The 23,386-nt window shown below is 70.0% G+C and carries 19 protein-coding genes and 2 pseudogenes; 12 read left to right on the top strand and 9 right to left on the bottom strand.

Going from position 1 to position 23,386, the window contains the following annotated elements; genetic code table 11:
• Positions 1-17: 17 nt before the first annotated feature.
• The 8 genes and pseudogenes from atpD to QE377_RS02410 all read left to right on the top strand — a co-directional run bounded on the left by atpD (position 18) and on the right by QE377_RS02410 (position 10,232).
• Positions 18-1,472, top strand: coding sequence for a F0F1 ATP synthase subunit beta (atpD, locus tag QE377_RS02445; RefSeq protein WP_234073313.1), 1,455 nt, complete (start codon positions 18-20; stop codon positions 1,470-1,472).
• 2 nt (positions 1,473-1,474) lie between these two features.
• A complete protein-coding gene (locus QE377_RS02440) occupies positions 1,475-1,735 on the top strand; it encodes a F0F1 ATP synthase subunit epsilon (protein ID WP_137416473.1) in 261 nt (86 codons plus the stop codon).
• Between the two features lie 64 nt (positions 1,736-1,799).
• Positions 1,800-2,550: pseudogene (locus QE377_RS02435) on the top strand (YaaA family protein).
• A gap of 119 nt (positions 2,551-2,669) precedes the next feature.
• Positions 2,670-3,620 (top strand): DUF5684 domain-containing protein, encoded by a 951-nt coding sequence (locus QE377_RS02430; protein WP_307319364.1) that lies wholly within the window; start codon positions 2,670-2,672, stop codon positions 3,618-3,620.
• Between the two features lie 147 nt (positions 3,621-3,767).
• Positions 3,768-4,538, top strand: a complete 771-nt coding sequence (locus tag QE377_RS02425; RefSeq protein ID WP_307319363.1) for a PP2C family serine/threonine-protein phosphatase — start codon at positions 3,768-3,770, stop codon at positions 4,536-4,538.
• Between the two features lie 88 nt (positions 4,539-4,626).
• Positions 4,627-7,404, top strand: coding sequence for an FtsK/SpoIIIE domain-containing protein (locus QE377_RS02420; protein ID WP_307319361.1), 2,778 nt, complete (start codon positions 4,627-4,629; stop codon positions 7,402-7,404).
• 32 nt (positions 7,405-7,436) lie between these two features.
• Complete coding sequence (locus QE377_RS02415; protein ID WP_307319358.1) at positions 7,437-8,975, top strand: APC family permease; 1,539 nt, start codon at positions 7,437-7,439, stop codon at positions 8,973-8,975.
• Between the two features lie 14 nt (positions 8,976-8,989).
• Positions 8,990-10,232: pseudogene (locus QE377_RS02410) on the top strand (saccharopine dehydrogenase family protein).
• Here the strand turns inward: QE377_RS02410 and QE377_RS02405 are convergent.
• Positions 10,213-11,202 carry an asparaginase gene (locus tag QE377_RS02405; protein WP_307319356.1) on the bottom strand — a complete coding sequence of 330 codons (990 nt, stop codon included), beginning with the start codon at positions 11,200-11,202 and terminating at the stop codon, positions 10,213-10,215. The pseudogene QE377_RS02410 and the gene QE377_RS02405 sit on opposite strands and share 20 nt — an antisense overlap.
• A gap of 47 nt (positions 11,203-11,249) precedes the next feature.
• Here QE377_RS02405 and QE377_RS02400 point away from each other — a divergent pair, with 47 nt between their 5' ends.
• The gene (locus tag QE377_RS02400) at positions 11,250-11,723 is read left to right on the top strand and encodes an OsmC family protein (protein ID WP_307319354.1); all 474 of its coding nucleotides are present in this window, start codon (positions 11,250-11,252) and stop codon (positions 11,721-11,723) included.
• 66 nt (positions 11,724-11,789) lie between these two features.
• On the opposite strand, the gene glpK is transcribed toward QE377_RS02400, so the two are convergent.
• The 3 genes from glpK to QE377_RS02385 all read right to left on the bottom strand — a co-directional run bounded on the left by glpK (position 11,790) and on the right by QE377_RS02385 (position 15,973).
• Positions 11,790-13,301 carry a glycerol kinase GlpK gene (gene glpK / locus QE377_RS02395; protein WP_307319352.1) on the bottom strand — a complete coding sequence of 504 codons (1,512 nt, stop codon included), beginning with the start codon at positions 13,299-13,301 and terminating at the stop codon, positions 11,790-11,792.
• A gap of 84 nt (positions 13,302-13,385) precedes the next feature.
• The gene (locus QE377_RS02390) at positions 13,386-14,144 is read right to left on the bottom strand and encodes an MIP/aquaporin family protein (protein WP_307319349.1); all 759 of its coding nucleotides are present in this window, start codon (positions 14,142-14,144) and stop codon (positions 13,386-13,388) included.
• A gap of 119 nt (positions 14,145-14,263) precedes the next feature.
• A complete protein-coding gene (locus QE377_RS02385) occupies positions 14,264-15,973 on the bottom strand; it encodes a glycerol-3-phosphate dehydrogenase/oxidase (protein ID WP_307319347.1) in 1,710 nt (569 codons plus the stop codon).
• A gap of 114 nt (positions 15,974-16,087) precedes the next feature.
• Between QE377_RS02385 and QE377_RS02380 the strand changes: the two genes are divergently transcribed.
• Positions 16,088-17,125, top strand: coding sequence for a sugar-binding transcriptional regulator (locus QE377_RS02380; RefSeq protein WP_307319346.1), 1,038 nt, complete (start codon positions 16,088-16,090; stop codon positions 17,123-17,125).
• Here QE377_RS02380 and dhaM read toward each other — a convergent pair.
• The 4 genes from dhaM to QE377_RS02360 all read right to left on the bottom strand — a co-directional run bounded on the left by dhaM (position 17,068) and on the right by QE377_RS02360 (position 20,259).
• Entirely contained in the window at positions 17,068-17,799 is a 732-nt protein-coding gene (gene dhaM, locus QE377_RS02375) for a dihydroxyacetone kinase phosphoryl donor subunit DhaM (RefSeq protein ID WP_307319344.1), read from the bottom strand. The genes QE377_RS02380 and dhaM overlap by 58 nt on opposite strands.
• Complete coding sequence (dhaL, locus tag QE377_RS02370; protein ID WP_307319342.1) at positions 17,796-18,434, bottom strand: dihydroxyacetone kinase subunit DhaL; 639 nt, start codon at positions 18,432-18,434, stop codon at positions 17,796-17,798. Before dhaL ends, dhaM begins: the two co-directional genes overlap by 4 nt.
• 7 nt (positions 18,435-18,441) lie before the next feature.
• Positions 18,442-19,437, bottom strand: a complete 996-nt coding sequence (dhaK, locus tag QE377_RS02365) for a dihydroxyacetone kinase subunit DhaK (protein WP_307319339.1) — start codon at positions 19,435-19,437, stop codon at positions 18,442-18,444.
• 96 nt (positions 19,438-19,533) lie between these two features.
• On the bottom strand, positions 19,534-20,259 hold the full coding sequence (locus tag QE377_RS02360) for a 1-acyl-sn-glycerol-3-phosphate acyltransferase (RefSeq protein WP_307325830.1): 726 nt from the start codon (positions 20,257-20,259) through the stop codon (positions 19,534-19,536).
• Between the two features lie 188 nt (positions 20,260-20,447).
• Here QE377_RS02360 and QE377_RS02355 point away from each other — a divergent pair, with 188 nt between their 5' ends.
• Both QE377_RS02355 and dxr read left to right on the top strand, forming a co-directional pair.
• Positions 20,448-21,392 (top strand): FKBP-type peptidyl-prolyl cis-trans isomerase, encoded by a 945-nt coding sequence (locus QE377_RS02355; RefSeq protein WP_307319336.1) that lies wholly within the window; start codon positions 20,448-20,450, stop codon positions 21,390-21,392.
• 4 nt (positions 21,393-21,396) lie between these two features.
• Entirely contained in the window at positions 21,397-22,485 is a 1,089-nt protein-coding gene (gene dxr / locus QE377_RS02350; RefSeq protein WP_307319334.1) for a 1-deoxy-D-xylulose-5-phosphate reductoisomerase, read from the top strand.
• On the opposite strand, the gene pflA is transcribed toward dxr, so the two are convergent.
• Positions 22,479-23,381, bottom strand: a complete 903-nt coding sequence (pflA, locus tag QE377_RS02345) for a pyruvate formate-lyase-activating protein (RefSeq protein ID WP_307319332.1) — start codon at positions 23,379-23,381, stop codon at positions 22,479-22,481. The two genes, dxr and pflA, sit on opposite strands and share 7 nt — an antisense overlap.
• Between the last annotated feature and the right edge of the window lie 5 nt (positions 23,382-23,386).

The raw sequence follows: 23,386 nt of genomic DNA, 5'->3' as shown, positions 1-23,386 counted from the left end.
AAAACGAGGAAGACACCATGACCACCACCGCAACGGCCGATCAGGCGTCCGTCGCCGTCGTCGGGCGCGTCGCGCGCGTGACCGGCCCCGTCGTCGACATCGAGTTCCCGCACGACGCGATCCCCGACATCTACAACGCGCTCAAGACCACGATCACCATCGGCGAGGAGTCGACGGAGATCACGCTCGAGGTCGCCCAGCACCTGGGTGATGACCTCGTGCGCGCCATCGCCCTGAAGCCCACGGACGGCATCGTCCGCGGCCAGGAGGTGCGCAACACCGGCGGCCCGATCACGGTTCCCGTCGGCGACGTCACCAAGGGCAAGGTCTTCAACGTGACCGGCGACGTCCTCAACGCCGCGCCCGGCGAGCAGGTCGAGATCACCGAGCGCTGGGGCATCCACCGCCAGGCGCCGAGCTTCGACCAGCTCGAGTCGAAGACGGAGATGTTCGAGACCGGCATCAAGAGCATCGACCTGCTCACCCCGTACGTGCAGGGCGGCAAGATCGGCCTGTTCGGCGGTGCCGGTGTCGGCAAGACCGTCCTCATCCAGGAGATGATCCAGCGCGTCGCGCAGGACCACGGTGGTGTGTCGGTGTTCGCCGGTGTCGGTGAGCGCACCCGTGAGGGCAACGACCTCATCGGTGAGATGGAGGAGGCAGGCGTCTTCGACAAGACCGCCCTCGTCTTCGGCCAGATGGACGAGCCGCCGGGGACGCGTCTTCGTGTCGCGCTGTCGGCTCTGACGATGGCGGAGTACTTCCGCGACGTGCAGAAGCAGGACGTGCTGCTGTTCATCGACAACATCTTCCGCTTCACGCAGGCCGGTTCCGAGGTCTCCACGCTGCTGGGTCGTATGCCCTCCGCCGTGGGTTACCAGCCGAACCTCGCCGACGAGATGGGTGTGCTCCAGGAGCGCATCACGTCGACCCGCGGACACTCGATCACCTCGCTGCAGGCGATCTACGTTCCCGCCGACGACTACACCGACCCGGCTCCGGCGACGACGTTCGCGCACCTCGACGCGACCACCGAGCTGTCGCGCGAGATCGCGTCGAAGGGCCTGTACCCCGCGATCGACCCGCTGACCTCGACCAGCCGCATCCTGGACCCGCGCTACATCGGTGAGGACCACTACCGTGTGGCCACCTCGGTGAAGCAGATCCTCCAGAAGAACAAGGAACTGCAGGAGATCATCGCCATCCTCGGTGTCGACGAGCTCTCCGAAGAGGACAAGATCGTCGTGTCGCGTGCACGCCGTATCCAGCAGTTCCTCTCGCAGAACACCTACATGGCGAAGAAGTTCACCGGCGTCGAGGGCTCCACGGTCCCGATCAAGGAGACCATCGAGTCGTTCGACGCGATCGTCAAGGGCGAGTTCGACCACGTGGCCGAGCAGGCCTTCTTCAACGTCGGCGGTATCTCCGACGTCGAGGCCAAGTGGGCGCAGATCCAGAAGGAGAACGGCTGATCATGCCGCTCAAGGTGAGTCTGGTCTCCGCGGATGCCGAGGTCTGGTCCGGTGAGGCCGACCTGGTCATCGCGAAGACCATCGAGGGCGAGATCGGTTTCATGACCGGTCACGAGCCGGTGCTGGCGATCCTCGCCGAGGGGCAGGTGCGCATCACCGAGCCCGGTGGGAACAAGATCGTCGCGAATGCGCACGACGGCTTCATCTCCGTCGAGCACGACCAGGTCACGATCGTGGCCGGCAACGCGGCACTCGTCTCCTGACCCGCATCCCGTACACACGCCGTCCGCTCTCGCGGGCGGCGTGTGTCGTTCTCCTGGAGTGACCATGCTCGTGCTGCTGCCACCGTCCGAGACCAAGCGCGCCGGTGGTGCGGGCGCACCGTGGAGCTCGGCGGCCCTGCGGTTGCCGCAGCTCACGCCGCAACGCGAGGCGGTCGTGTCGGCGCTCGTGGAACTCTCTCGCGACGAGGATGCGGCCGCGAAGGTCCTCAAGCTGAGCGCGCGCCAGCGGGGGGAGGTGGCGGTCAACGCCGCGCTGCGGTCATCTCCCACGATGCCGGCGGTCGACCGTTACACGGGCGGTCCTGTTCGACGCCCTCGACGCCTCATCTCTCGATGCGCGGGCGCGACGGTGGCTCGGAGAGCATGTGCTGATCCACTCCGCCCCCTTCGGGCCGGTCGGCGCTCTCGATCCGCTCCCGGCCTATCGGCTCGGGGCCGGCGCGTCCGTGCCGGGCCTCGCTCCGTTGCGCCGCCATTGGGCCGCGCCGGTGACCTCCGCTCTGGGCCAGGCCGATGCGCGCTTCATCCTGGACCTGCGATCCGAGGCGTACGTCGCACTCGGTCCGGTTCCCCACGACGGCGCGTCCGCCTACGTCCGCGTCGTCACCAGGGGTGAGGGCGGCGAGGTACGGGCACTCAACCACTTCAACAAGCACGCCAAGGGAGACCTTGCCCGTCGGCTCGCCCAGGAGCGCCCGCGCATCGCATCCCGCGGTGCCTTCCTGCGTTGGGCGGAGGGGGCAGGATTCGCGGTCGCCGACGCCGAGAACGGTGAACTCCGCCTCACGGTATGAGGGTTCATCCCCAACTTCACGCAAGCCCCTGTCAGGCAACACTCAGGCTCGCTACGATGTGAGCCGCGGGACGGGTGGTTCCGCGAGGCCACCATGCCTCTGACCCGAGAGGATTCCCCGTGAACCCTTATGCGTACGACTATGACTACGGCTATTCCGGCGCTGCGGCGTTCGGGATCTTCTTCGCCTTCCTCGGCGTCTTCCTTCTGATCGGCGCCGCCGCCTACGTCGTCTCCTCGATCTTCTACAACAAGCTCTTCGAGAAGGCGGGCGTCGAGGGCAAGTGGCGCGGCTGGGTTCCCGTCTACCGCGAGATGATCTTCGTGAAGCTCGGCGACCTCAACCCGTGGTGGCTGCTCGTTCTGTTCGGCGCCGCCTTCGTGCTGAACCTCATCCCGTACATCGGCCCGCTCCTCGGATGGATCCCCTCCATCGCGGCCGCCGTCTACAGCGTCCTCGCCGCGTACCGCGTCGGGCAGAAGCTGCAGAAGGAAGGCGCGTGGGTCGTTCTCTACTTCTTCCTCAGCATCGTCTGGCTCGGCATCATGGCCTACGACAAGTCGCGGTGGAACCCGCAGATCCCGCCGGCGCCGTGGAGCCGCAGCTTCCTCGCGGACAACGTCGTGTGGTCCGGCATCCCGGTACAGCCGGGAGCTCCCGCTCCGCAGGGTGCCTACGGCGCTCCCGGCGCCTACCCGCCGCCCGCCGGCTACACGCAGCCCGGCGGCTACCCGCAGCAGCCCGGCGCGTACCCCCCGCCGGCGCAGCAGGGCGGCTACGCGGCCCCCGGTGCCTACCCGCCGCCGGCTGCCCCGCAGCCGGGCGCGTACCCGCCCGCAGCGGCCCCGCAGCCGGGCGCGTACCCGCCCGCAGCGGCGCCGCAGCCGGGCGCGTACCCGCCCGCAGCGGCGCCGCAGCCCGCTGCGTACCCGCCGCCGGCGTACACCCCTCCTCCCGCCGACGGCGCTCCGGCGCCGAGCGACCCGGCGGCCCCGCCGGCACCGCCCACGGCTCCGCCGGCGCCGCCGGCGACGCCCGGATCCGATGAGGCCGAGCCCCCGCGCGGCTGAGCGATTCCCTCGGCGAGCCTCCGTTCCCGTGAACGGAGGCTCGCCGCATCCGGCCCGCCGCATCCGATCCGCCGGGCGCAGTCGTTAGGATGTGAGGACCGCGTCGACATCGGCGTGCCCGTATCCCCCCCGATGGAAGGACACCGCGTGCCCGAGGCTGCGACCCGGCGGCGCACTGTGCCGCTGCCGCAGGGATCGATCGAGCTCGCCTGGGCGGCTCTGACGGATGTCGGACGCCGTCGTGAGGTCAATCAGGACGCTGTGTTCGCCGAGTATCCGCTGTTCGTCGTCGCGGACGGTATGGGCGGCCACATCGGGGGAGAGATCGCCAGCTCCAGCACCGTGAACCGCCTCGAGGCCGTCGTCGGCTCCGGTTCCGTCACGCCCAAGACCATCGAGAAGGCCCTCGCGAAGGCCGTCAAGGACATCGCGTCGCACCCCGAGGCCACCGATGACGGCACGGGCACGACCGTGACGGGCGTCTTCCTGGAGCTCACCGGGAACGAGCCGCACTGGGTCAGCCTGAACATCGGCGACTCGCGGGTGTATCTGCTGCGCGACGACACCCTCGTGCAGATCACGACGGATCACTCCGTCGTCCAGGAACTGGTCGCAGCCGGCCGACTGAGCCCCGAGGAAGCCGAGCATCACCCCTATGGAAACGTGATCACGCGTGCTGTGGGGCCCAGTGACAGCGTGCGTCCGGACTACATCCGGCTCGACGTGCTCGACGGCGATCGTTTCGTCGTCTGCTCGGACGGCCTGACCAAGGAGCTGACGGACTACGGCATCCAGCACTTCCTGCGCGAGCACGAGGATCCGGCCGAGGCAGCGGCTGCCATGATGGATGCCGCGCTCGAGAACGGTGGGCGCGACAACGTCACCGTGATCGTCCTGAACGTCACCCGCACCGACTGATTCTCCACAGGCGCGCCTCTGGCGTTCTGGATGCCCCCACGGCGCCGGGCCCGGCCCGCCGCGCCCGGCGCGGTTCCACACTGGGGTGGTGTTCACCCCTCAGCCCGGCGCCGGTCCTGCCGCTACGCCGCCGGCGCACCTGACCCTCCCGCCGCCCGATTCGCCCCGCCGCCGCCCGCCGATCCCGTGGCTGGCCTCGCTGGCCCCCGTCCTGGGGGCGGTCGTGCTCTGGCAGGTGACCGGCTATGCGGGGGTCCTGTGGTTCGCGCTGCTCGGGCCCGTGATCGCGGTCGCCGGTGTGATGGATGCCTCGCGGGGCGCCCGCCGCGACGCGAGAGAGCAGGAGCGGAGCCGGAATGCGCTCGCGCTACGCATCCGCGACGAGATCGACGAGCGGCACATCCGGGAGCGCTCGGAGGCGTTGCGCGCAACGCCCACGCTCGACGGATACCTCGACGGACCGGGGGAGCTGTGGCGGCCGCATCCGTCGCGCAGCGGGATACTCGTCGTCGGGCGCGGCGATGTCGTCAGCGACGTGAGGATCAGTGCGGCGGACGACGAACTCTCCCGCGAGCTGATCGCGCACGCCGGGACACTCGCGGACGCGCCCGTGACGGTTCCCCTCAACGCGGGGATCGCCGTGCGCGGTCCGAGGGTCATCGCGGGCGCAGTGGTCCGGGCACTCGTGCTGCAGCTGTGCTGCGCCCATCCGCCCGGTTCCCTCCGGGTCGTGGCGGAGGCAGCGGACCCGTGGATCGCCGCACTGCCCCATCACGTGGACTCCGGCGTGCGGTGTCACCTGGACGTCGACGCGGCGCAGGCGCGGGGGCCGGAGGATGCGGCGGTGCTCGTCGTCGAACCGCACCAGCCGGTTCCGACACGTTGCGCGGCTGTTCTGACGCTCGACGACGTCGCCCGTGGCCGCCTCGAGTACGCCGGGCGTGCCGTCGATGTCTGCCTCGACGTGTTGTCGGCCGCTCAGGCCGCGCGGCTCGCGTCGGCGCTCGGCGAGCGGCACCGCGCTCTGCCGGGCAGGCGTGAGCTGCCGCCGATCGTCATGGCGAGCGAGCTCGCGCATCCGCCGGCGGGGCGTGGTCTCGCGGTGACGATCGGCGCTGACGGGAGCGGACCGGCGGTCCTCGACCTCGTCGCCGACGGTCCGCACGCCGTCGTGACCGGGATGACCGGCTCCGGCAAGAGCGAGCTCCTGGTCACGTGGGTGGCGCAGCTGGCCGCGACCCGCAGCACGCGCGAGGTCACGTTCCTGCTGGCGGATTTCAAGGGCGGAACCGCGTTCGACGCGCTCGCGGCGCTGCCGCACGTCGCGGGCGTACTGACCGACCTCGACCGGCATGCGACGCAGCGCGCGCTGGAGAGCCTCAGGGCGGAGATCCGGCACCGCGAACGTACTCTCGCCACCGCGGGCGCGCGCGATATCGCCGACGCCGGCGTCGAGCTGGCGCGTCTCGTGGTCGTGGTCGACGAGTTCGCAGCCCTCCTGGACGCCCACCGCGAACTCGGAACGCTGTTCGCCGACCTGGCCGCGCGTGGGCGGGCGCTCGGCATCCATCTGATCCTCGGCACCCAACGTGCCGCGGGCGTCGTCCGGGACTCCCTGCTGGCGAACTGCCCGCTGCGCGTGAGCCTGCGGGTCGTCGACGAGGCGGACAGTCGCTTCGTCATCGGCACCCACGCCGCGGCCGAGATCCCGGGCGACCCCGCATCCCGCGGCACCGCCTTCGTCCGGCGCGCCGGAGACGCCCAGCCGCACGCCCTGCGGGTGGCGCGGACCACTCCGGCCGATGTGGCGACCATCTGCGACCGCCGTCGCGCGGAGCCCGCGCCGCGTCGTCCCTGGCAGCCTCCGCTTCCGCAACGCTGGCCGCTGTCCGAGGCGCCGGTGAGCGCTGAGCGCCCCGTCGTCGGGCTCGTGGACGAGCCGGACAACCAGCGTCAGCGCGCTGCGCGGCTGGAACCGGACGATGCCGGCGTGCTCGTCCTCGGCGGTCCTGGAAGCGGGCGCACCACGGCCCTCGCGGCCCTCGCCGCGCAGACCCCTGCTCGGTGGCTTCCCGGCGACCCCGAGGGACTCTGGGATGCGCTGTGCGAGCTCGATGAGGCTGACGGCGCCCTCGTGGTGCTGGACGATCTGGATGCGGTGTTGGCCGGTCTCCCACCCGACTACGCGGCAGCGGCCCTGGCCATGATCGAGCGCGCCTGTCGGTCCGCGCGCGCCCGCGGGCGGCGCTTCGCGATCTCCAGCGGACGGGCCATCGGTCCGCTCGCACGCGTCGCCGATCTCCTTCCGAGGCGGGTGCTGCTGCGGATGCCGAGCAAGATCGACCATCTCGGTGCGGGCGGGGCGCCCGAGCTCTTCGATGCGCAGGCGCCGGCCGGCCGAGGAGCTCTCGACGGCCGTCTGATCCAGCTCCCGTGGGTCGAGCCGCCTCAGCGGACGGCCACCGCGGAACCTCCTCCCTACTCCGGCGGTACGGGCTCGGTTGGCGTGGTCATTCGCGACGGGATGCAGGCGCGCCGGGTCGCGGCGGCTCTCGCCGCCCGGGGGTGCGACATCGTCGCCATGGCGGATGCCGACCGCGCGGGCGCGGGCGCCGCGCGTGCGATCGTCGCGGATCCTGAACTGTGGCAGCGGTCCTGGCCCGTGCTGCAGACGGTACGGGCGCGCGGCGACCTGCTCGTGGACGCGGATTGCGCCGCGGAGTACCGGATGCTCACCGGCGACCGCGCGTTGCCGCCCTTCTGCGCCCCCGGACGGGGCCGAGCGTGGCTGGTGCGGGAGGGGTCCCTGCCCGTGCGTGTGCAGCTGCCGGGCATAGATCCGGTCCGTGCGCGGCGGATTGCTTGACCGTCGATGGATCCGACCCCTAACGTCTGGGCATGACAACCACCCCCATCCACCTGCAGCGCCCCGACGGGAAGGGGCTCGCGGCGGGAACGCTGGGGCTCTGGGGTTCGACCGTCATCGGGCTCGCGTCCACGGCTCCGGTGTACTCGCTCGTGGCCACCCTCGGTTTCGTCGTCCTCGCCGTGGGCGCCCAAGCGCCCATCGCCTTCATCATCGCCTTCATCCCGATGCTGTTCATCGCCTTCGCCTACCGCGAGCTGAACCGCGCGGTGCCCGACTGCGGGACGACCTTCACCTGGGGCACCAAGGCGTTCGGTCCCTGGGTGGGCTGGATGGGCGGATGGGGAGTCGCGGTCGCCGGGATGGTGGTGCTGGCCAACCTCGCCCAGATCGCCTCGATCTACTTCTGGGCGCTGTTCGGACTCGAGTTCGAGAACAACGACTGGCGCATCCTTCTGGTCGCGGTGGCGTTCATCGCCGCGATGACCTGGGTGAGCTGGCGCGGCGTCGAGATCGGCGAACGCATCCAGAACATCCTGCTCGCGGTCCAGTACCTCGCGCTCGCGATCTTCGTGGTGGCGGCTCTCTGGCAGTTCTTCGCAGGCTCAGCCCCGAACCCGACGCCGTTCGACATCTCGTGGCTCAACCCCTTCGGCTTCGCCGACTGGAGCGGATTCACCGAAGCGGTGCTGCTGGCCCTGTTCATCTACTGGGGGTGGGACACCTGTCTCGCCCTGAACGAGGAGACCAAGGACCCCAAGCGGACGCCCGGCCGCGCCGCGCTGTTGACCACCGTCATCCTGCTCGTGACCTATGTCTCGGTCACGATCGCGGCCATGATGTACGCGGGCCTCGGTGAGGACGGTGTGGGGCTGGGAAACGAGAGCAACGCCGACGACTTCTTCCTCGCCATCAAGGACGGACTGCTCGGGCCCTTCGGATGGGTGCTCGTCGTCGCCGTCCTCATCTCCTCCGTGTCCTCGACCCAGACCACCATCCTGCCGACCGCGCGCGGCACCCTCGCGATGGGGGTCTACCGTGCGCTTCCCGCACGGTTCAAGGACGTGCACCCGGTCTATCGCACGCCGTCGTTCTCGACGCTCGTCATGGGGGTGGTCGCGGTCGTGTACTACGTGGGGATGTCGCTCATCAGCGACAACATCCTGCAGGACTCCATCCTGTCGCTCGGCCTCGCGATCGCGTTCTACTACGCCATCACCGGATACGCCTGCGTCTGGTACTTCCGGCGGGAGCTCTTCCGCTCGACGGGTGCGTTCGTGGTCAAGGGGCTCCTTCCGCTGCTGGGCGCCCTCATGCTGACCTACGCGTTCATCCAGTCGGCGATCGACATGTGGGATGTGGACTACGGCTACACGGTGCTGCTGGGGATCGGCGGCACCTTCGTCATCGGGATCGGCGCGCTCGCCGTCGGCGTCGTGCTGATGTTCGTGTGGTTCCTCTTCCCGCGTTCGAAGAGGTTCTTCCGGGGCGAGAGCCTCAACCGCGACACCGAGGTCCTCGTCCCGGATGAAGGCGACTACGGGCGCTCGGTCGACGGCGGCCTGATCTGAGACAGGAGAACAGCATGCGCATCCTCATCATCGGCGCCGGCGGCGTCGGTTCCGCGGCGGCCCGGATCGCCGTCCGTCGCGGACTTCTTCGACGCGGTGGTCATCGCCGACTACGACCCGGCCAGGCCCGAGGCGCTCGTCGCCGAACTCGCCGATCCCCGCTTCAGCGCCGCCCAGGTGGATGCGTCGGATGCGGCGTCCGTCGCGACGCTCGTCCGCGACAGTGGTGCCACGCACGTGCTGAACGCGGTGGACCCCCGCTTCGTGATGCCGATCTTCACCGGCGTCTTCGATGCCGGTGCCACCTACCTCGACATGGCGATGAGCCTGTCGAAGCCGCATCCGGAGAAGCCGTACGAGCTGCCGGGGGTCAAGCTCGGCGACGATCAGTTCGCCGCCGCCGAGAAGTGGCGCGAGGCGGGGCGACTGGCGCTCGTGGGCATCGGTGTCGAACCCGGGCTGTCGGACGTGTTCGCTCGCTACGCGCAGGACGAACTGTTCGACGAGATCGACGAACTCGGCGTGCGCGATGGCGCGAACCTCGTCGTCGAGGGGTACGACTTCGCACCCTCGTTCTCCATCTGGACCACGATCGAGGAGTGCCTGAACCCGCCCGTGATCTACGAGAAGGACCGAGGGTGGTACACGACCGCTCCGTTCTCGGAGCCGGAGGTCTTCGACTTCCCCGAGGGGATCGGGCCCGTGGAATGTGTGAACGTGGAGCACGAGGAAGTCCTCCTCATGCCGCGCTGGACGAAGGCGAAGCGCGTCACATTCAAGTACGGCCTGGGGGACGAGTTCATCCAGGTTCTGCAGGTGCTGCACAAGACGGGCCTCGATCGCACCGATCCGGTGAAGGTGAAGGGCGTCGAGGTGTCTCCGCGCGACGTCGTGGCGGCGGCGCTTCCCGACCCCGCGACGCTCGGCGACCGCATGACCGGCAAGACCTGCGCGGGCGTGTGGGTGCGCGGCACAGGCAAGGACGGCACGCCGCGATCGACGTACCTGTACCACGTGGCGGACAACGAGCAGACGATGCGCCAGGACAATTCGCAGGCCGTCGTCTGGCAGACCGCGATCAATCCCGTGATCGCCCTCGAGCTCCTGGCGCGGGGGGATTGGACGGGGGAAGGGGTGCTCGGCCCGGAGGCTTTCGACGCGAGGCCGTTCCTCGACCTGCTCGCCGAGCCTGCGCCCGCGGGTTACGGCTCGCCGTGGGGGATGGTGGAGAAGGAGATCACACCGTCGGACGGATGACGCCGACGATCGCGTCGCCGCCGTGGACGGCGAGCGAGAGGTCGCGCCGCGCCGCATCCGCCTCGGACGTCGCGAGCGCACCTGCGCGCTCGAGCAGACGCAGACCCACCGTGGCCGTGGCGCGCGAGGAGCCGTCGAGCATCTTGACGGCTGCCGTGGTGCCGTCCGGGGCCACCATCACGACGAGCCCTTCGGCGCCCGTCTTCGTGAACACGCCGGTGCGCTCGATGATGACGGTGTCCGGGCGGCCCGGGCCGTCGATCGTCCACGGGTTCTCCCGCACGGCGGCCATGAGCGTCGCGGCGCTGCGGTGCAGGGCGAAGGGGGAACGCTCCGATGACGTCCCCATACGGTGCAGGGCGCGCGCCAGGCCCGTGAGCGTCAACGCCGGCACGGGAGCACCGCATCCGTCGACCGCCACGGCGACCGGACGCTCGCCGGTGAGACGCTCCACGACCTCGCGGATGTGCTGCTGAAGCGGGTGCGCGGGATCCAGATAGCCGTCGGTGTCCCAGCCGGTCGCGCGGCAGGCGAGCAGCATCGCCGCGTGCTTGCCGGAGCAGTTCATCCGGATGCGGGACCGCGTCGCGTGGTCGCGCACCATCTCGTCCCGTGTGGTCGTGTCGGCGGGCCAGGCCGGCGGGCAGCCGAGGTCGTCCTCGGTGCAGCCGGCGTCCTCGAGGATGGAGCGGACCACGGCGACGTGCCGCTCGGTGCCGGCGTGGCTGGCGGTGGCGAGGCCCAGCCTCTCGCCTTCCAGCGCAGCCCCGGCGGTCACGCAGGCCAGGGCCTGGAGCGGCTTGAGGGTGGAGCGAGGGAGCACGGCGGATGCGGGATCGCCGTGCGCGGCGAGCACGGTGCCGTCGGGCGCGAGAACCACGGCGGAGCCGGTATGGCGGGACTCGACGAACCCGCTGCGTTCGACGACGGCGAGCTCGACGGCGGCGGTGGCGGAGAACGTCTCGGGCATCCTCTCAGCGTAGTCGGCGCCCGCATCCGCCATGACAGACTGTGCCCATGCCTGGCACCCACCACTACCGTCTGAACGCCCTCTGGACCGGCAACCGCGGCACCGGGACGAGCGGCTACCGCGACTACGACCGCGACGTCACCCTGACGGTCGACGGCAAGCCGGAGCTGCGAGGGTCCGCCGACAAGCCGTTCCGGGGGGACCCCGAGCGGTGGAACCCGGAGGACATGCTCCTCGCCGCGCTCAGCCAGTGCCACCTGCTGTCGTACCTCCACGCGTGCGTCGTGGCGGGAGTGGTCGTCGTCTCCTACGAGGACGCCGCCGAGGGGACGATGACCGACGACGGATCGGGGGCGGGCCGCTTCACCGATGTGCTTCTGACACCCCGCGTGGTCGTGGCGGACGCGTCGATGATCCCCGCCGCCGAGGCCGCGCACGCGACCGCCCACGAATGGTGCTTCATCGCGAACTCGGTCAACTTCCCGGTGCGGCACGAGGCGCTGGTCACCGCAGCCGGCTGAGAGTCGTCACGGACGACGAGATGCCCCGCGGGCCGGAACCCGCGGGGCATCTCGTCGTTCAGAGGATCAACGCACGTCGTCGTCGACCCAGTCCATGGACTTGCTGACGGCCTTCTTCCACAGCCGCAGTTGACGGTCGCGCTCCTCGGGATCCATGTTCGGCTCCCAGCGCTTGTCCTCCTGCCAGTTGGCGCGCAGGTCGTCGAGGTTGTCCCAGAAGCCGACGGCCAGGCCTGCAGCGTACGCAGCGCCCAGAGCCGTGGTCTCGGCGACGACCGGTCGCACGACCGGGACGCCCAGGATGTCGGCCTGGAACTGCATCAGGGCGTCGTTCGCGGTCATGCCGCCGTCGACCTTGAGCTCGGTGAGGTCGACACCGGAGTCGGCGTTGACCGCGTCGAGCACCTCGCGCGACTGGAAGGCCGTCGCCTCGAGGGCGGCCCGGGCGATGTGGCCCTTGTTCACGTATCGGGTCATGCCGACGATCGCGCCACGGGCATCCGGGCGCCAGTACGGAGCGAACAGGCCCGAGAAGGCCGGCACGAAGTACACGCCGCCGTTGTCCTCGACGCTCTCGGCGAGCTTCTCGACCTCGGGTGCGGAAGAGATGATGCCGAGCTGGTCGCGCAGCCACTGGATGAGGGAACCGGTGACGGCGATCGAACCCTCGAGCGCGTAGTGCGCCGGGCCGTCGCCGAGCTTGTAGCCGAGGGTCGTCAGCAGCCCGTTCTTGGAGCGGACGATCTCCTCACCGGTCTGGAAGATCAGGAAGTTGCCGGTGCCGTACGTGTTCTTGCTCTCACCCGGGTCGTATGCCGCCTGACCGAAGGTGGCGGCCTGCTGGTCGCCCAGGATGCCGGCGACCGGGGTCTCACGCAGCAGCGAGGAGGACTCGGCGGTGCCATAGACCTCGGAGGAGGAGCGGATCTCCGGCATCATCGAGCGCGGCACGCCGAAGTCGGCGAGGATGTCGTCGCGCCACTGCAGCGTCTCGAGGTCCATGAACAGCGTCCGGCTGGCGTTGGTGACGTCGGTCGCGTGCACGCCGCCCTCGGTACCGCCGGTGAGGTTCCAGAGCACCCACGTGTCGGTCGTGCCGAAGATCAGGTCGCCGGCCTCCGCCTTCTCGCGCGCACCCTCGACGTTCTCGAGGATCCACACGATCTTGGTTCCGGAGAAGTACGTGGCCAGCGGCAGGCCCACGATGTCCTTGTAGCGGTCGGTGTCGCCGTCGGCGAGACGGTCGACGATCGACTGCGTGCGGGTGTCCTGCCAGACGATCGCGTTGTAGACGGGCTTTCCGGTGTTCTTGTCCCAGACCACCGCGGTCTCACGCTGGTTGGTGATGCCGATCGCGGCGATGTCGTGGCGGGTGATGTCGGCGCGGCTCAGCGCGAGGCCGATGACCTCCTGGGTGTTGCGCCAGATCTCGGCGGGGTCGTGCTCGACCCAGCCCGCCTTCGGGAAGATCTGCTCGTGCTCCTTCTGCCCGACGGAGATCACGCTTCCCTTGCGGTCGAAGATCATCGCGCGCGTCGAGGTGGTTCCCTGGTCGATGGCGAGGACGTAGTCAGCCATTGGATGGACTTCCTTGTCTGTTGGTTCGGATGGTGGGGAGGGTGGGGGCGCACGGATGCGCCGCCCACCCGGGAGTGGGACGGATCAGGCCGCGACGAAGCCCAGCAGGAGCGGTGCGAGCAGGCCGGCGAGCGTGCCGCCGATGAGCGGGCCGACGACCGGCACCCACGAGTACGACCAGTCGCTGGAGCCCTTGCCCTTGATGGGCAGGATGGCGTGAGCGATGCGCGGGCCGAGGTCGCGCGCAGGGTTGATCGCGTATCCGGTCGGGCCACCGAGCGAGGCGCCGATGCCGACCACGAGCAGGGCCACCGGCACGGCGGCGAGGCCGCCGAGGCCACCGGGAACGCCGATGTCGGCGACACCGTAGTCACGGAATCCGAAGATGACGAACACGAGCACGAAGGTCGCGATGATCTCCGTCATGAGGTTCCAGCCGTACGAGCGGATCGCCGGGCCCGTCGAGAAGACCCCGAGCTTGTTCGCAGGGTCGGGCTCGTCGTCGAAGTGCTGCTTGTAGGCGACCCAGCACAGGACGGCACCGATGATCGCACCCAGCATCTGGGCGAGCACCGCGATCGCGAACTGCACACCGCTGATGTCGCCGTGCACGAGAAGACCGATGGACACGGCCGGGTTCAGCTGTGCACCGGAGTACGCTGAGGCGATGACGCCGGCGAAGACCGCGAGGCCCCAGCCCCAGTTGACGAGGAGGAATCCGCCGCCGTTGCCCTTCGTCTTCGCCAGAGCGACGTTCGCCACCACACCGCAACCGAGCAACAGCAGCATCGCCGTTCCCACGGTTTCGGAGAGGAAGTACAAACCGAGATTGACTTCGTTCATGTCTTCATTGACCTTTCAGTGATGCCCGCCTGTCGCCCTTCGTGCGGCGGGATATCGGGTTGCTCTGAAACTAGAGCGGGTGTGCGGGCGCGCACCAGAGGGCGCGCCCGCACGTTCTCTCAGGAAGCCAGTCGTCCGCCCTCAGCGAGGTCGATACGGTGGTCCTCCCGAAGAACCTGGGTGGCGTGAGCGACCTCTTCGCTCACGCGGGCCTCGTCCCACCCGAGCGGCTCGGCGATCGCCTCGGCGGCCTCCTGGAGGGTGGCCGAGCTCACCCCGCCCACGAACGCGATGTCGGTGCGGCGCAGCAGCAGGTCGATGAGGTGGACGACCTGCTCGGTGCGCGCGAGGTAGGCGAGTTCCTCGCGGAAGTAGCCGTGCGCGTGCTCGAGCTCAGTCGGCTGCGCCGGGAGGTCCGCGAGGACGGCCTCGGCGCGCGTGCCGTAGCGGTCCAGCAGACTGAGCACGAGGGATGCCGAGTGACGTCCGCTACGCTCGGCGACCCACGCGCGGCGGGCCTCCGGGGTCATCGGGTAGCCCTTGCCGCCGCCGATCGCCAGGCCCTGCGTGCTCACACGGTGCGTACGGCCGAGCTTCTCGAGTGCACGGGTGCTGAGGTGCTCCGCCAGGGCGCGGAAGGTGGTCCACTTGCCGCCGACCAGGCTCAGGGTCGGGGTCGTGCCCAGCGTGCCGTCGACGATCCGGTAATCACGGGAGACGAAACCGGGAGCCGTGTCGTCGTGACGCGGCAGCGGGCGGATGCCGGAGAAGGTGTAGACGATCTGAGACCGGTTGACCTCGATCGTCGGGAAGACGTGGCGCACGAGATCGAAGAAGTACTGGATCTCGTCGTCGGTGCAGGTGACCTTTTTGGAGGGGTCTGCGTCGATGTCGGTGGTGCCGACGAGCACGCGGCCCTTGAGGGGGTAGATCAGCACGATGCGCCCGTCCGAGTGCTCGAAGAAGATCTCCCGACCGCGCGTGGCCGCAAGCAGCTCCGGGTTGTCGAGGACGATGTGCGAGCCCTTGGTCCCACCCATGTAGCGGGTCGGGGTGCCGAGGGCGGCGTTGGTGAGGTCCGTCCACGGTCCCGACGTGTTGAGCACGACCTTGGCCGCCACGGTGAACTCGGTGCCGGTGACCTCGTCGCGCAGCAGGACGCCGCTCTCGTCCGCGCCGATCGCCGTCACGTAGTTCGCGGCCATCGCGGAGCCGTCCTCGAGCCCGTCCGAGAGCACATCCAGCGCGAGGCGCTCGGGATCGTGCATGGAGGCGTCGTAGTAGGTGGCCGTGTAGGCGAGCCCCTCGTTCATCTTGGGGAAGTCGGCGAGCGACTTCTTCTTGCCCACGAACCGGTGCCGCGGGACGGAGCCGCCGTCTCGCGAGAAGGTGTCGTAGATCACGAGGCCGATCTTGATCAGCAGCGCACCGCGCTCGTTGGGCTTGCCGCGTCCGTGTGTGACCAGCAGTCGGAAGGGCGCGGACAGGATCCCCGAGAACGTCTTGAAGATCGGGATCGTCGTCGGCAGCGGCCGGACGTAGTGCGGGGCCGTCTTCAGGAGCGCGTTGCGTTCGGTGACCGCCTCCTTCACAAGGCGGAACTCGCCGTTCTCAAGGTAGCGCACGCCGCCGTGCACCATGTGGCTGGATGCGCTCGACGCGCCGGAGACGAAGTCCCCGCGCTCGACCAGGGCAGCCTTGACGCCCTGGAGCGAGAGGTCGCGGAGCGTGGCGATGCCGTTGATCCCGCCGCCCACGATGAGAACGTCGAGATCCTGAGCGTCGCGGATCTGTGCGACCTGAGGCCGCAGCGAGGGAGAGAGCGACATGTCGTCGTCGACCTTTCGTATCGATGGAACCTTGGCAGGTTGCATGGAAATGGGAACTCGTCGCAAGTTCTCTGCACAAACGTGCAGAATGGGGTGACGGGCGAAGGGGTGATCATGGCGGAGGCCGGGTCGATGAAGGTGCGCGACGCGCTGCGCGCAGCACAGCTGTACTACCTGCAGGACCTCACGATGGAGGCGATCGCGCGGGAGATGCACACCTCGCGCTCCTCGGTCTCCAGGTTGATCTCCCACGCGCGCGACACAGGCCTGGTGTCGATCTCGGTGCACTCCCCGCTCGCGGCGCGCAGCCAGATCGAGGAGCGGCTGGCGGAGAGGTTCGGTATCACGGTGCACATCGTGCCGACCACGAGTCACATCGGCGAGGCCGAGCGTCTCGATCGCACCGCGCTGTCGGCCGCGCGCATCCTGAGCGAGCACGTCGACTCCTCGATGACCGTCGGCATCGCGTGGGGATCGACGCTCTCGGCCATCGCCCGCCACCTCCCGACCAAACGCACCCACGACACGCATGTCGTGCAGATGAACGGGGCTGCAAACGGACACACGTTCGGTGTGCCGTACGCCGGCGAGATCCTCTCGCGATTCGGCGCCGCGTGGTCGGCTTCCGTGCACCATTTCCCGGTGCCCGCGCTCTTCGATGAGGCGGCGACGAAGGAGGCGATGTGGCGGGAGAGGTCGGTGCGTGCCGTCCTGCAGATGCAGCGTCGCGTCGGCCTGTTCGTATTCGGGCTCGGATCGCCCCGCGCGGCCGTCCCCTCCCACGTCTACTCCGGCGACTACTTCGATCAACGCGATCTGGCGTTGATCGAGCAGGAGGGCGTCGTCGGGGACTGCGCGACCATGTTCTACCGCATCGATGGATCCTCCGACATCCCGTCGCTGAATCTGCGCTCCAGCGGCCCGGACCTCGACGATGTCCGCCGCATCCCCCGGCGCTTCTGCGTCATGTCGGGTCTGTCGAAGATCGACGCGCTGCAGGGCGCCCTGGCCGCGGGGCTCATCACCGACCTGGTGCTCGAGGAGACCGTCGCCCGCCGACTGATGAGCCTCTCGCGCACCAGCCCTCGGGCGGTTCAGGCCTCGCCGAAGCCGTCTTCGACGAGGGCGCGCAGCGCGTCGATCGCCGGCTGAGCCTCGCGCCCGCGAGCACGTACCCGGACGCGGGCCCCGCGTCCGATGCCCAGCGCGATGAGCGCGAGCAGGCTCGCCGCGGACACCGGCCCCGACCCTGCATCGACGTTCTCGATCTCCACGAGGGCGTCGAACCGCGCCGCCGTCTTCACGAACGTCGCGGCGGGCCGCGCGTGCAGCCCCGAGGGGTTGATGACGACCGCCTCGAAGGACGCCTCGTCGTCGGCGGGAGCGCGTTCGGGCGCAGACGGTGTCGGTGCCGACTCGTCGGATCCGACTTCCAGGTGGTGCGCCTTCTGCGCGTATGCGCCGCCGAGCTCGGCCCGGATGCTCGTCCAGTCGGCCCCCGTCGCGGCGAGCACGACGGCCGCCACGAGCCCCTCGACGAACGGAGCAGGACTCAGATGCACGCGATCCGGCCGCTCGACGAACTCGAGCGCCATCTCGGCGCTCAACACGGCGGAGCCGAGATCCATCAACACGACGACGTCTTCGGACGCGTCGAGCCGGTCGATGGATGCGGCGATGGCTGCCGCATCGGTGCCGAATCCGCCGTCCGCGGAGCCCGCGGCGATCTCGATCGGGGGCGGGCACTCCGCCACCATCTGGGTGGCGAGGGCCACAGCGGCCTCCGCGAGCGGGCGGCTGTGGGAGACGACGACGAAGCCGATCATGCGGCCGTCACCGCGTCCCGGAGCGTCATGAACAGCAGCGCCGTGGAGGTCGCCCCCGGATCCTGATGGTCCGCGCTCCGTTCGCCGAGATAGCTCGCGCGACCCTTGCGCGCCACGAGCGGGATCGTGGCGTCACGGCCGGCCTCGGCCGCATCGGCCGCCGCGGAGGCCGCGGCCGCGAGATCCGATCCCGCTGCCACCGCCGTCTCCCAGGCGTCGACGGCGGGAAGCATCGCATCCAGCATCGTCTTGTCGCCGGGCTCGGCCTTGCCGCGCGTGCGAACACCCTCGGCGCCGGCGCGCAGCGCCGCACCGAGGGTGGCGGCGTCCAGGTCGGAGGTGGCGCCCGCGGCGCCCCCGAGGCGGAGGAAGAACGTGCCGTACAGCGGCCCGCTCGCCCCGCCGACGGTCGAGACCAGCGTCATCCCGACGGTCTTGAACAGCGCCGCCGCATCCGTCGGCGGCGTGGCCTTCACCGCCGCCACGACCGCCTCCATGCCGCGCGCCATGTTGGAGCCGTGATCGGCGTCGCCGATGACGGAGTCGAGTTCGGTGAGCTCTGCCTGGTGTTGGACGATCTGATCGCGGAAGCCGGAGATCCACGCGGTCAGGGTCTCGAGGTTGGCTGCGGTCATCGCGCGCTCACGCTCCCCAGCGCAAGCCGGGCGTGACCACCGGAGCATCCCACAGGCGCACGAACTCGTCATCGGCACGCACGACGGTCAGCGAGGCACCGGCCATGTCGAGGCTCGTGATGTAGTCGCCGACCAGCACGCGGCGTACGTCGAAGCCCGCCGCCGCAAGCAGGGGCGCGATCTCGCCGTACAGGAGGTACTGCTCGATCAGCGGAGTGGCGCCGAGGCCGGACAGCAGCACGATGGCATCGCCGCGCGCGTCGCCGAAATCGTGCACGATGGGGTCGACGAGCATGCGGGCGATCTCGTGGGCGCTGGCGAGGGGCACGCGCGAACGTCCCGGTTCGCCGTGGATACCGACGCCCACCTCCATCTCGTCGTCCGGGAGGTCGAAGGTCGGCTTGCCCGCCGCCGGCACGGTGCAGCTGGTCAGCGCGACGCCCATGGAGCGCCCGCTCTCGCTGACGCGGGTGGCGAGAGCGGCGAGGGCGTCGAGGTCCATGCCCTCCTCGGCAGCGGCGCCCACGATCTTCTCGAGCACGACCGTCGTGCCCACGCCCCGTCGCCCCGCCGTCCACGTGGAGTCCTGCACCGCGACGTCGTCGGCGACCACCACGGACGCGACGCGCACACCCTCTGCCGTGGCGAGTTCGGCCGCCATCTCGAAGTTGAGGACGTCGCCGGTGTAGTTCTTCACGATGTGCAGGACGCCGGCCCCGGAATCGGCCCCGACGGTGGCGGCGAGGATCTGGTCGGGAGTGGGGGAGGTGAACACCTCGCCCGCACACGCGGCGTCGAGCATCCCCGTTCCCACGAACCCGCCGTGCATGGGTTCGTGGCCGGAGCCGCCGCCGGAGACGAGTGCGACCTTGCCGGGGCGCGTCGCCTCGGCGCGGAAGATGACGCGGTTGGCGGAGTCGACTCGCAGTTCGGGATGGGCGAGTCGGATGCCGGCCAGAGCATCGGAGAGTACCTGGGTCGGGTCGTTGATGAACTTCTTCACGGATGCCTCCTCATTGTGGCTTCGCAGACGCTCCGAATCTCCACCCGGTGCGGCCGAGCGTCAAGTGCCGGAAGCCGTGAATGAGAAAGTGTGCCGTCAGAGGCGCTCGTGAGGCAGGACCCGCTTGATGCGTTCGATGGCGCCGTGCGCGGGCACCTCGTTGTACGTGCCGGCCAGCTCCTGCCCCGAGAGGGCGTGGATCGCCGCCATGAGCTCGTCGGTCGCCGCGCGACGCGCACGCCCGGAGCTGGCTGGCCCGTGCGCCGAGAGATCGAGCGGCTCCCCGAAACGGATCGTGACGCGCGGCTTCGTGCGGGGGAACTTCGCCCCCACGGGCATGGCCTCGTTCGTGCCGATGAGACCGACAGGCACCACGGGCGCGCCGGTCTGGAGAGCGAGGAAGGCGACGCCGGTGCGTCCCTTGTAGAGCCTGCCGTCGAGTGAACGCGTGCCCTCGGGATACAGCGCGATGGCTTTCCCGGCCTCCAGCATCCGCTTCTGCTGGTCGAGTGCGTCCAGCGCCGCCTGTCCCGCGCCCCTCTCCACGGGGTTCGCCCCGAGCCCGAGGAAGATCTGCCGCGAGAGCCAGCCCTTGAGCCCCGGTCCGTCGAAGTAGCTCGACTTCGCGAGGAACTGGACCGGTCGGGGGGCTGCCATGGGGATGGCGAAGGAGTCGATGAACGAGAGGTGGTTCGCAGCGAAGATGACCGGCCCGGTGCGCGGCACATTCTGGCGCCCCTCGATGCGCGGCCGGTATGCCACGCGTGCCAGAGGGGCCAGCACGCGGCGCCCGAGGAAGTACGCGAAGCCGACATCCGTCACGGGCTTGGATTCGGATGCGCGCGGATCGGGGACGTTCTCCGCGTCGCGGCTCTGCGCATCTGTCACCGTAAGAGGCTACTGCGGATTCCATTCCCTCCGGCGCATGAGGGCTCGCCCGGGGCCTCTCAGCGAGGGCATGGGCGGATGCGGGATGATGGGTCAGCCCCGCACCGATTCTGGAGGTTCCCGTGCGCCGTCCGCTCTACATCCTGTCCGCACTCGCGGTCAGCGCCCTCGCGCTCGCCGGATGCTCCGCCGCATCCTCGCCGGACGCGACCTCTGCCCCCTCCGCGACCGCGGCAGCAGATCTGTGCGCCGACGTCGCCTCCTCGGGTGCCGCCTCCGACGCGGTCAGCGTGTCGGGCGAGTTCGGCCAGCAGCCGACCGCGACCTTCACCGCTCCGTTGGACATCTCCGACGTGGAGCGCACCGTGGTCACGGAGGGCACCGGCACGCCCATCGCCGCGGGCGATTACGTCACCTACGCGCTCTCCGCCTTCGACGCGGCCACCGGGCAGCTGCAGGGATCCGTCGGTCACGACGGCACGCCCGTGCAGCCGCAGCCGGTCGCGGCCGAGAGCGTGCTCGGCAAGGTCCTCGGCTGCGCCACCCCCGGAACCCGCGTCGTCGCGACCCTGCCCGCGAGCAGCAACAGTGCCGCGCAGGTGTTCGTCGTGGACCTCCTCTCCTCGACGCCCGAGGCCCAGTGGTGCCAGGCGGAGCCGTTCGCGGGCGAGGCGCCCACCGTGACCTTCGCCGACGACAAGCCCACGATCACGATTCCCGCGTCGGCCCCCGAGGACGGCGTTCGTGTGGAGGTGCTCAAGGAGGGCGACGGCGACACCGTGGGCGCCGGCGACACGGTCGAGGTCAACTACGCGGGTGTGAAGTGGTCGGACGGCTCCACGTTCGATTCGAGCTACGACCGCGGCCAGACCGCGAGCTTCTCCACCGACGGCGTCGTGGTCGGCTTCAAGCGGGCGCTGGAAGGACAGAAGGCCGGTTCGCAGGTCCTGGTGTCGATGTCGCCCTCGTGCGGCTACGGCGAGGCCGGATCGTCGCAGCAGCAGCTGGCAGGGGAGACGCTCGTCTTCGTCATCGACATCGTCTCCACGAAGCCGACCGAGGGCTGACCCCGTGCGGCGCGTCGTCGTCCTCGGCTCCACCGGGTCGATCGGCACCCAGGCGCTGGAGGTGATCCGGAACAATCCGGACCGCTTCCGCGTCGTCGGTCTGGCCGCGGGCACCGACCGCGCGGGTCTCGAGGCGCAGGCGGCGGAGTTCGGCGTCGCCGACACGGCGCTCGGAGCCGCCGAGGCGGAGTCGCTCGTCCGAGGCGTGGACGCCGATGTCGTCCTCAACGGCATCACGGGCTCTGTCGGGCTCGGTCCCACCCTGGCCGCCCTCGAGGAGGGGCGCACGCTGGCGCTCGCGAACAAGGAGTCGCTCATCGTCGGCGGCGAGCTGGTGACCGCGCTGGCTGCGCCGGGACAGATCGTCCCCGTGGATTCCGAGCACTCGGCGATCGCGCAGGCCCTGCGGTCGGGAAGGCCCTCCGAGGTGCGCCGGCTCGTGCTCACCGCATCCGGCGGACCGTTCCGTGGACGTACCCGTGAGCAGCTCGCCGCGGCCACGCCGGCCGAGGCTCTCGCCCACCCGACGTGGGACATGGGGCGCGTGGTGACCACCAACTCGGCGAGCCTCGTGAACAAGGGACTCGAGGTCATCGAGGCCCATCTGCTGTTCGGGGTCCCCTACGCGCAGATCGACGTGGTCGTGCATCCGCAGTCGATCGTGCACTCAATGGTCGAGTTCGTGGACGGATCCACGATCGCGCAGGCGTCGCCCCCGGACATGCGCCTGCCCATCTCGCTGGGGCTCGACTGGCCGCACCGCGTGAGCGGGGTCGGGGCGCCCCTCGACTTCACCCGTGCGTCGACCTGGACGTTCGAGCCGCTCGACGAGGCGGCGTTCCCGGCAGTCGCCCTCGCCAAGAGCGTGGGCGAGGCGGGACGCACGTATCCCGCCGTGTTCAACGCGGCCAACGAGCAGGCGGTCGATGCGTTCCACGAGGGACGGATCGGATTCCTGGACATCCTCGACATCGTCCGCCGCGTCGTCGACGCGCACGAGGCCCCCGCAACGCTGAGTCGCGAGGGCCTGGCCGATGCGGAGAGCTGGGCGCGCCGTACGGCGGATGCGGCTGTGGCGGCGTCCGGTCAGTAGACCGTCAGCCCTTCCGCCGCGAACTGTCCGCGCACGCGTTCGATGAGCTCCTTCTCGGGCGCGGGAGTGTCTTCCAGGGGATAGGTACGTCCCAGCTCGTGCCACTTGTCGCGACCCATCTGGTGGAAGGGCAGCACCTCGACACGGGTCACGGTGCCGGGGCGGATCTCGTTCAGAGATGCGGCGTAGCGGGCGACCGCGGCGACGTTGTCGACGTCGTCGGTCAGACCGGGGACGAGGACAAAGCGGACCCACACCTCGACGTCGCCGCGGCGCGCCAGGCGCTCGCCGAACTCGAGGGTCGGCTCGAGCTCGCGGCCTGTGACACGGCGGTACGTGTCGGGGTCGCCGGACTTCACGTCCAGCAGGACCAGGTCGGTGTCGGCGAGAAGCTCGTCGGTGGCGTGCGCCCCCAGGTAGCCGGACGTGTCGAGCGCTGTGTGGATACCCATCGCCTTGGCGCCGCGGACCAACCGGGCCGCGAAGGCGGGCTGCATGAGCACCTCGCCTCCGGAGATCGTGAGACCCCCACCGGTGGCGCGGAAGACGCCGAGATAACGGCGGAGGCGCTCCAGAACCGCATCCGCCGTCACCGGGACGCCGTCCTTCATGGCGAACGTGTCCGGGTTCTGGCAGTACAGGCACCGCAGTGGACAGCCGTTGAGGAAGAGGGTCAGGCGCGTTCCGGGGCCGTCGACCGCCGTGACGAGCTCCCACGAGTGCACGGAGCCGAGCTCGCCGGTGCGCATCGCGGCGAGGCGTCCGGCGCGGTCGATATCGGCGACGTCGAGGCCGTGGAGGCCGGCACCACCGCGACGGGTGGTGCCGGCCTCCTCGACCGGAGCGTCGAGCTGCACCGCATCCCGGGGGAGCGGCGTGCCCAGCAGCACGGTCATGGCAC

This window comes from Microbacterium sp. SORGH_AS_0862 (assembly GCF_030818795.1).
In the GTDB taxonomy this organism is placed as follows: Bacteria; Actinomycetota; Actinomycetes; order Actinomycetales; family Microbacteriaceae; genus Microbacterium.
This window is presented reverse-complemented; position numbering and strand designations above follow the sequence as displayed.

Coding starts and splice junctions, on each gene's coding strand:
- atpD (WP_234073313.1), top strand. CDS start 18: ATGACCACCACCGCAACGGCCGATCAGGCGTCCGTCGCCGTCGTCGGG.
- QE377_RS02440 (WP_137416473.1), top strand. CDS start 1,475: ATGCCGCTCAAGGTGAGTCTGGTCTCCGCGGATGCCGAGGTCTGGTCC.
- QE377_RS02415 (WP_307319358.1), top strand. CDS start 7,437: ATGACAACCACCCCCATCCACCTGCAGCGCCCCGACGGGAAGGGGCTC.
- QE377_RS02405 (WP_307319356.1), bottom strand. CDS start 11,202: ATGCCCGAGACGTTCTCCGCCACCGCCGCCGTCGAGCTCGCCGTCGTC.
- QE377_RS02400 (WP_307319354.1), top strand. CDS start 11,250: ATGCCTGGCACCCACCACTACCGTCTGAACGCCCTCTGGACCGGCAAC.
- glpK (WP_307319352.1), bottom strand. CDS start 13,301: ATGGCTGACTACGTCCTCGCCATCGACCAGGGAACCACCTCGACGCGC.
- QE377_RS02390 (WP_307319349.1), bottom strand. CDS start 14,144: ATGAACGAAGTCAATCTCGGTTTGTACTTCCTCTCCGAAACCGTGGGA.
- QE377_RS02385 (WP_307319347.1), bottom strand. CDS start 15,973: ATGTCGCTCTCTCCCTCGCTGCGGCCTCAGGTCGCACAGATCCGCGAC.
- QE377_RS02380 (WP_307319346.1), top strand. CDS start 16,088: ATGGCGGAGGCCGGGTCGATGAAGGTGCGCGACGCGCTGCGCGCAGCA.
- dhaM (WP_307319344.1), bottom strand. CDS start 17,799: ATGATCGGCTTCGTCGTCGTCTCCCACAGCCGCCCGCTCGCGGAGGCC.
- dhaL (WP_307319342.1), bottom strand. CDS start 18,434: ATGACCGCAGCCAACCTCGAGACCCTGACCGCGTGGATCTCCGGCTTC.
- pflA (WP_307319332.1), bottom strand. CDS start 23,381: ATGACCGTGCTGCTGGGCACGCCGCTCCCCCGGGATGCGGTGCAGCTC.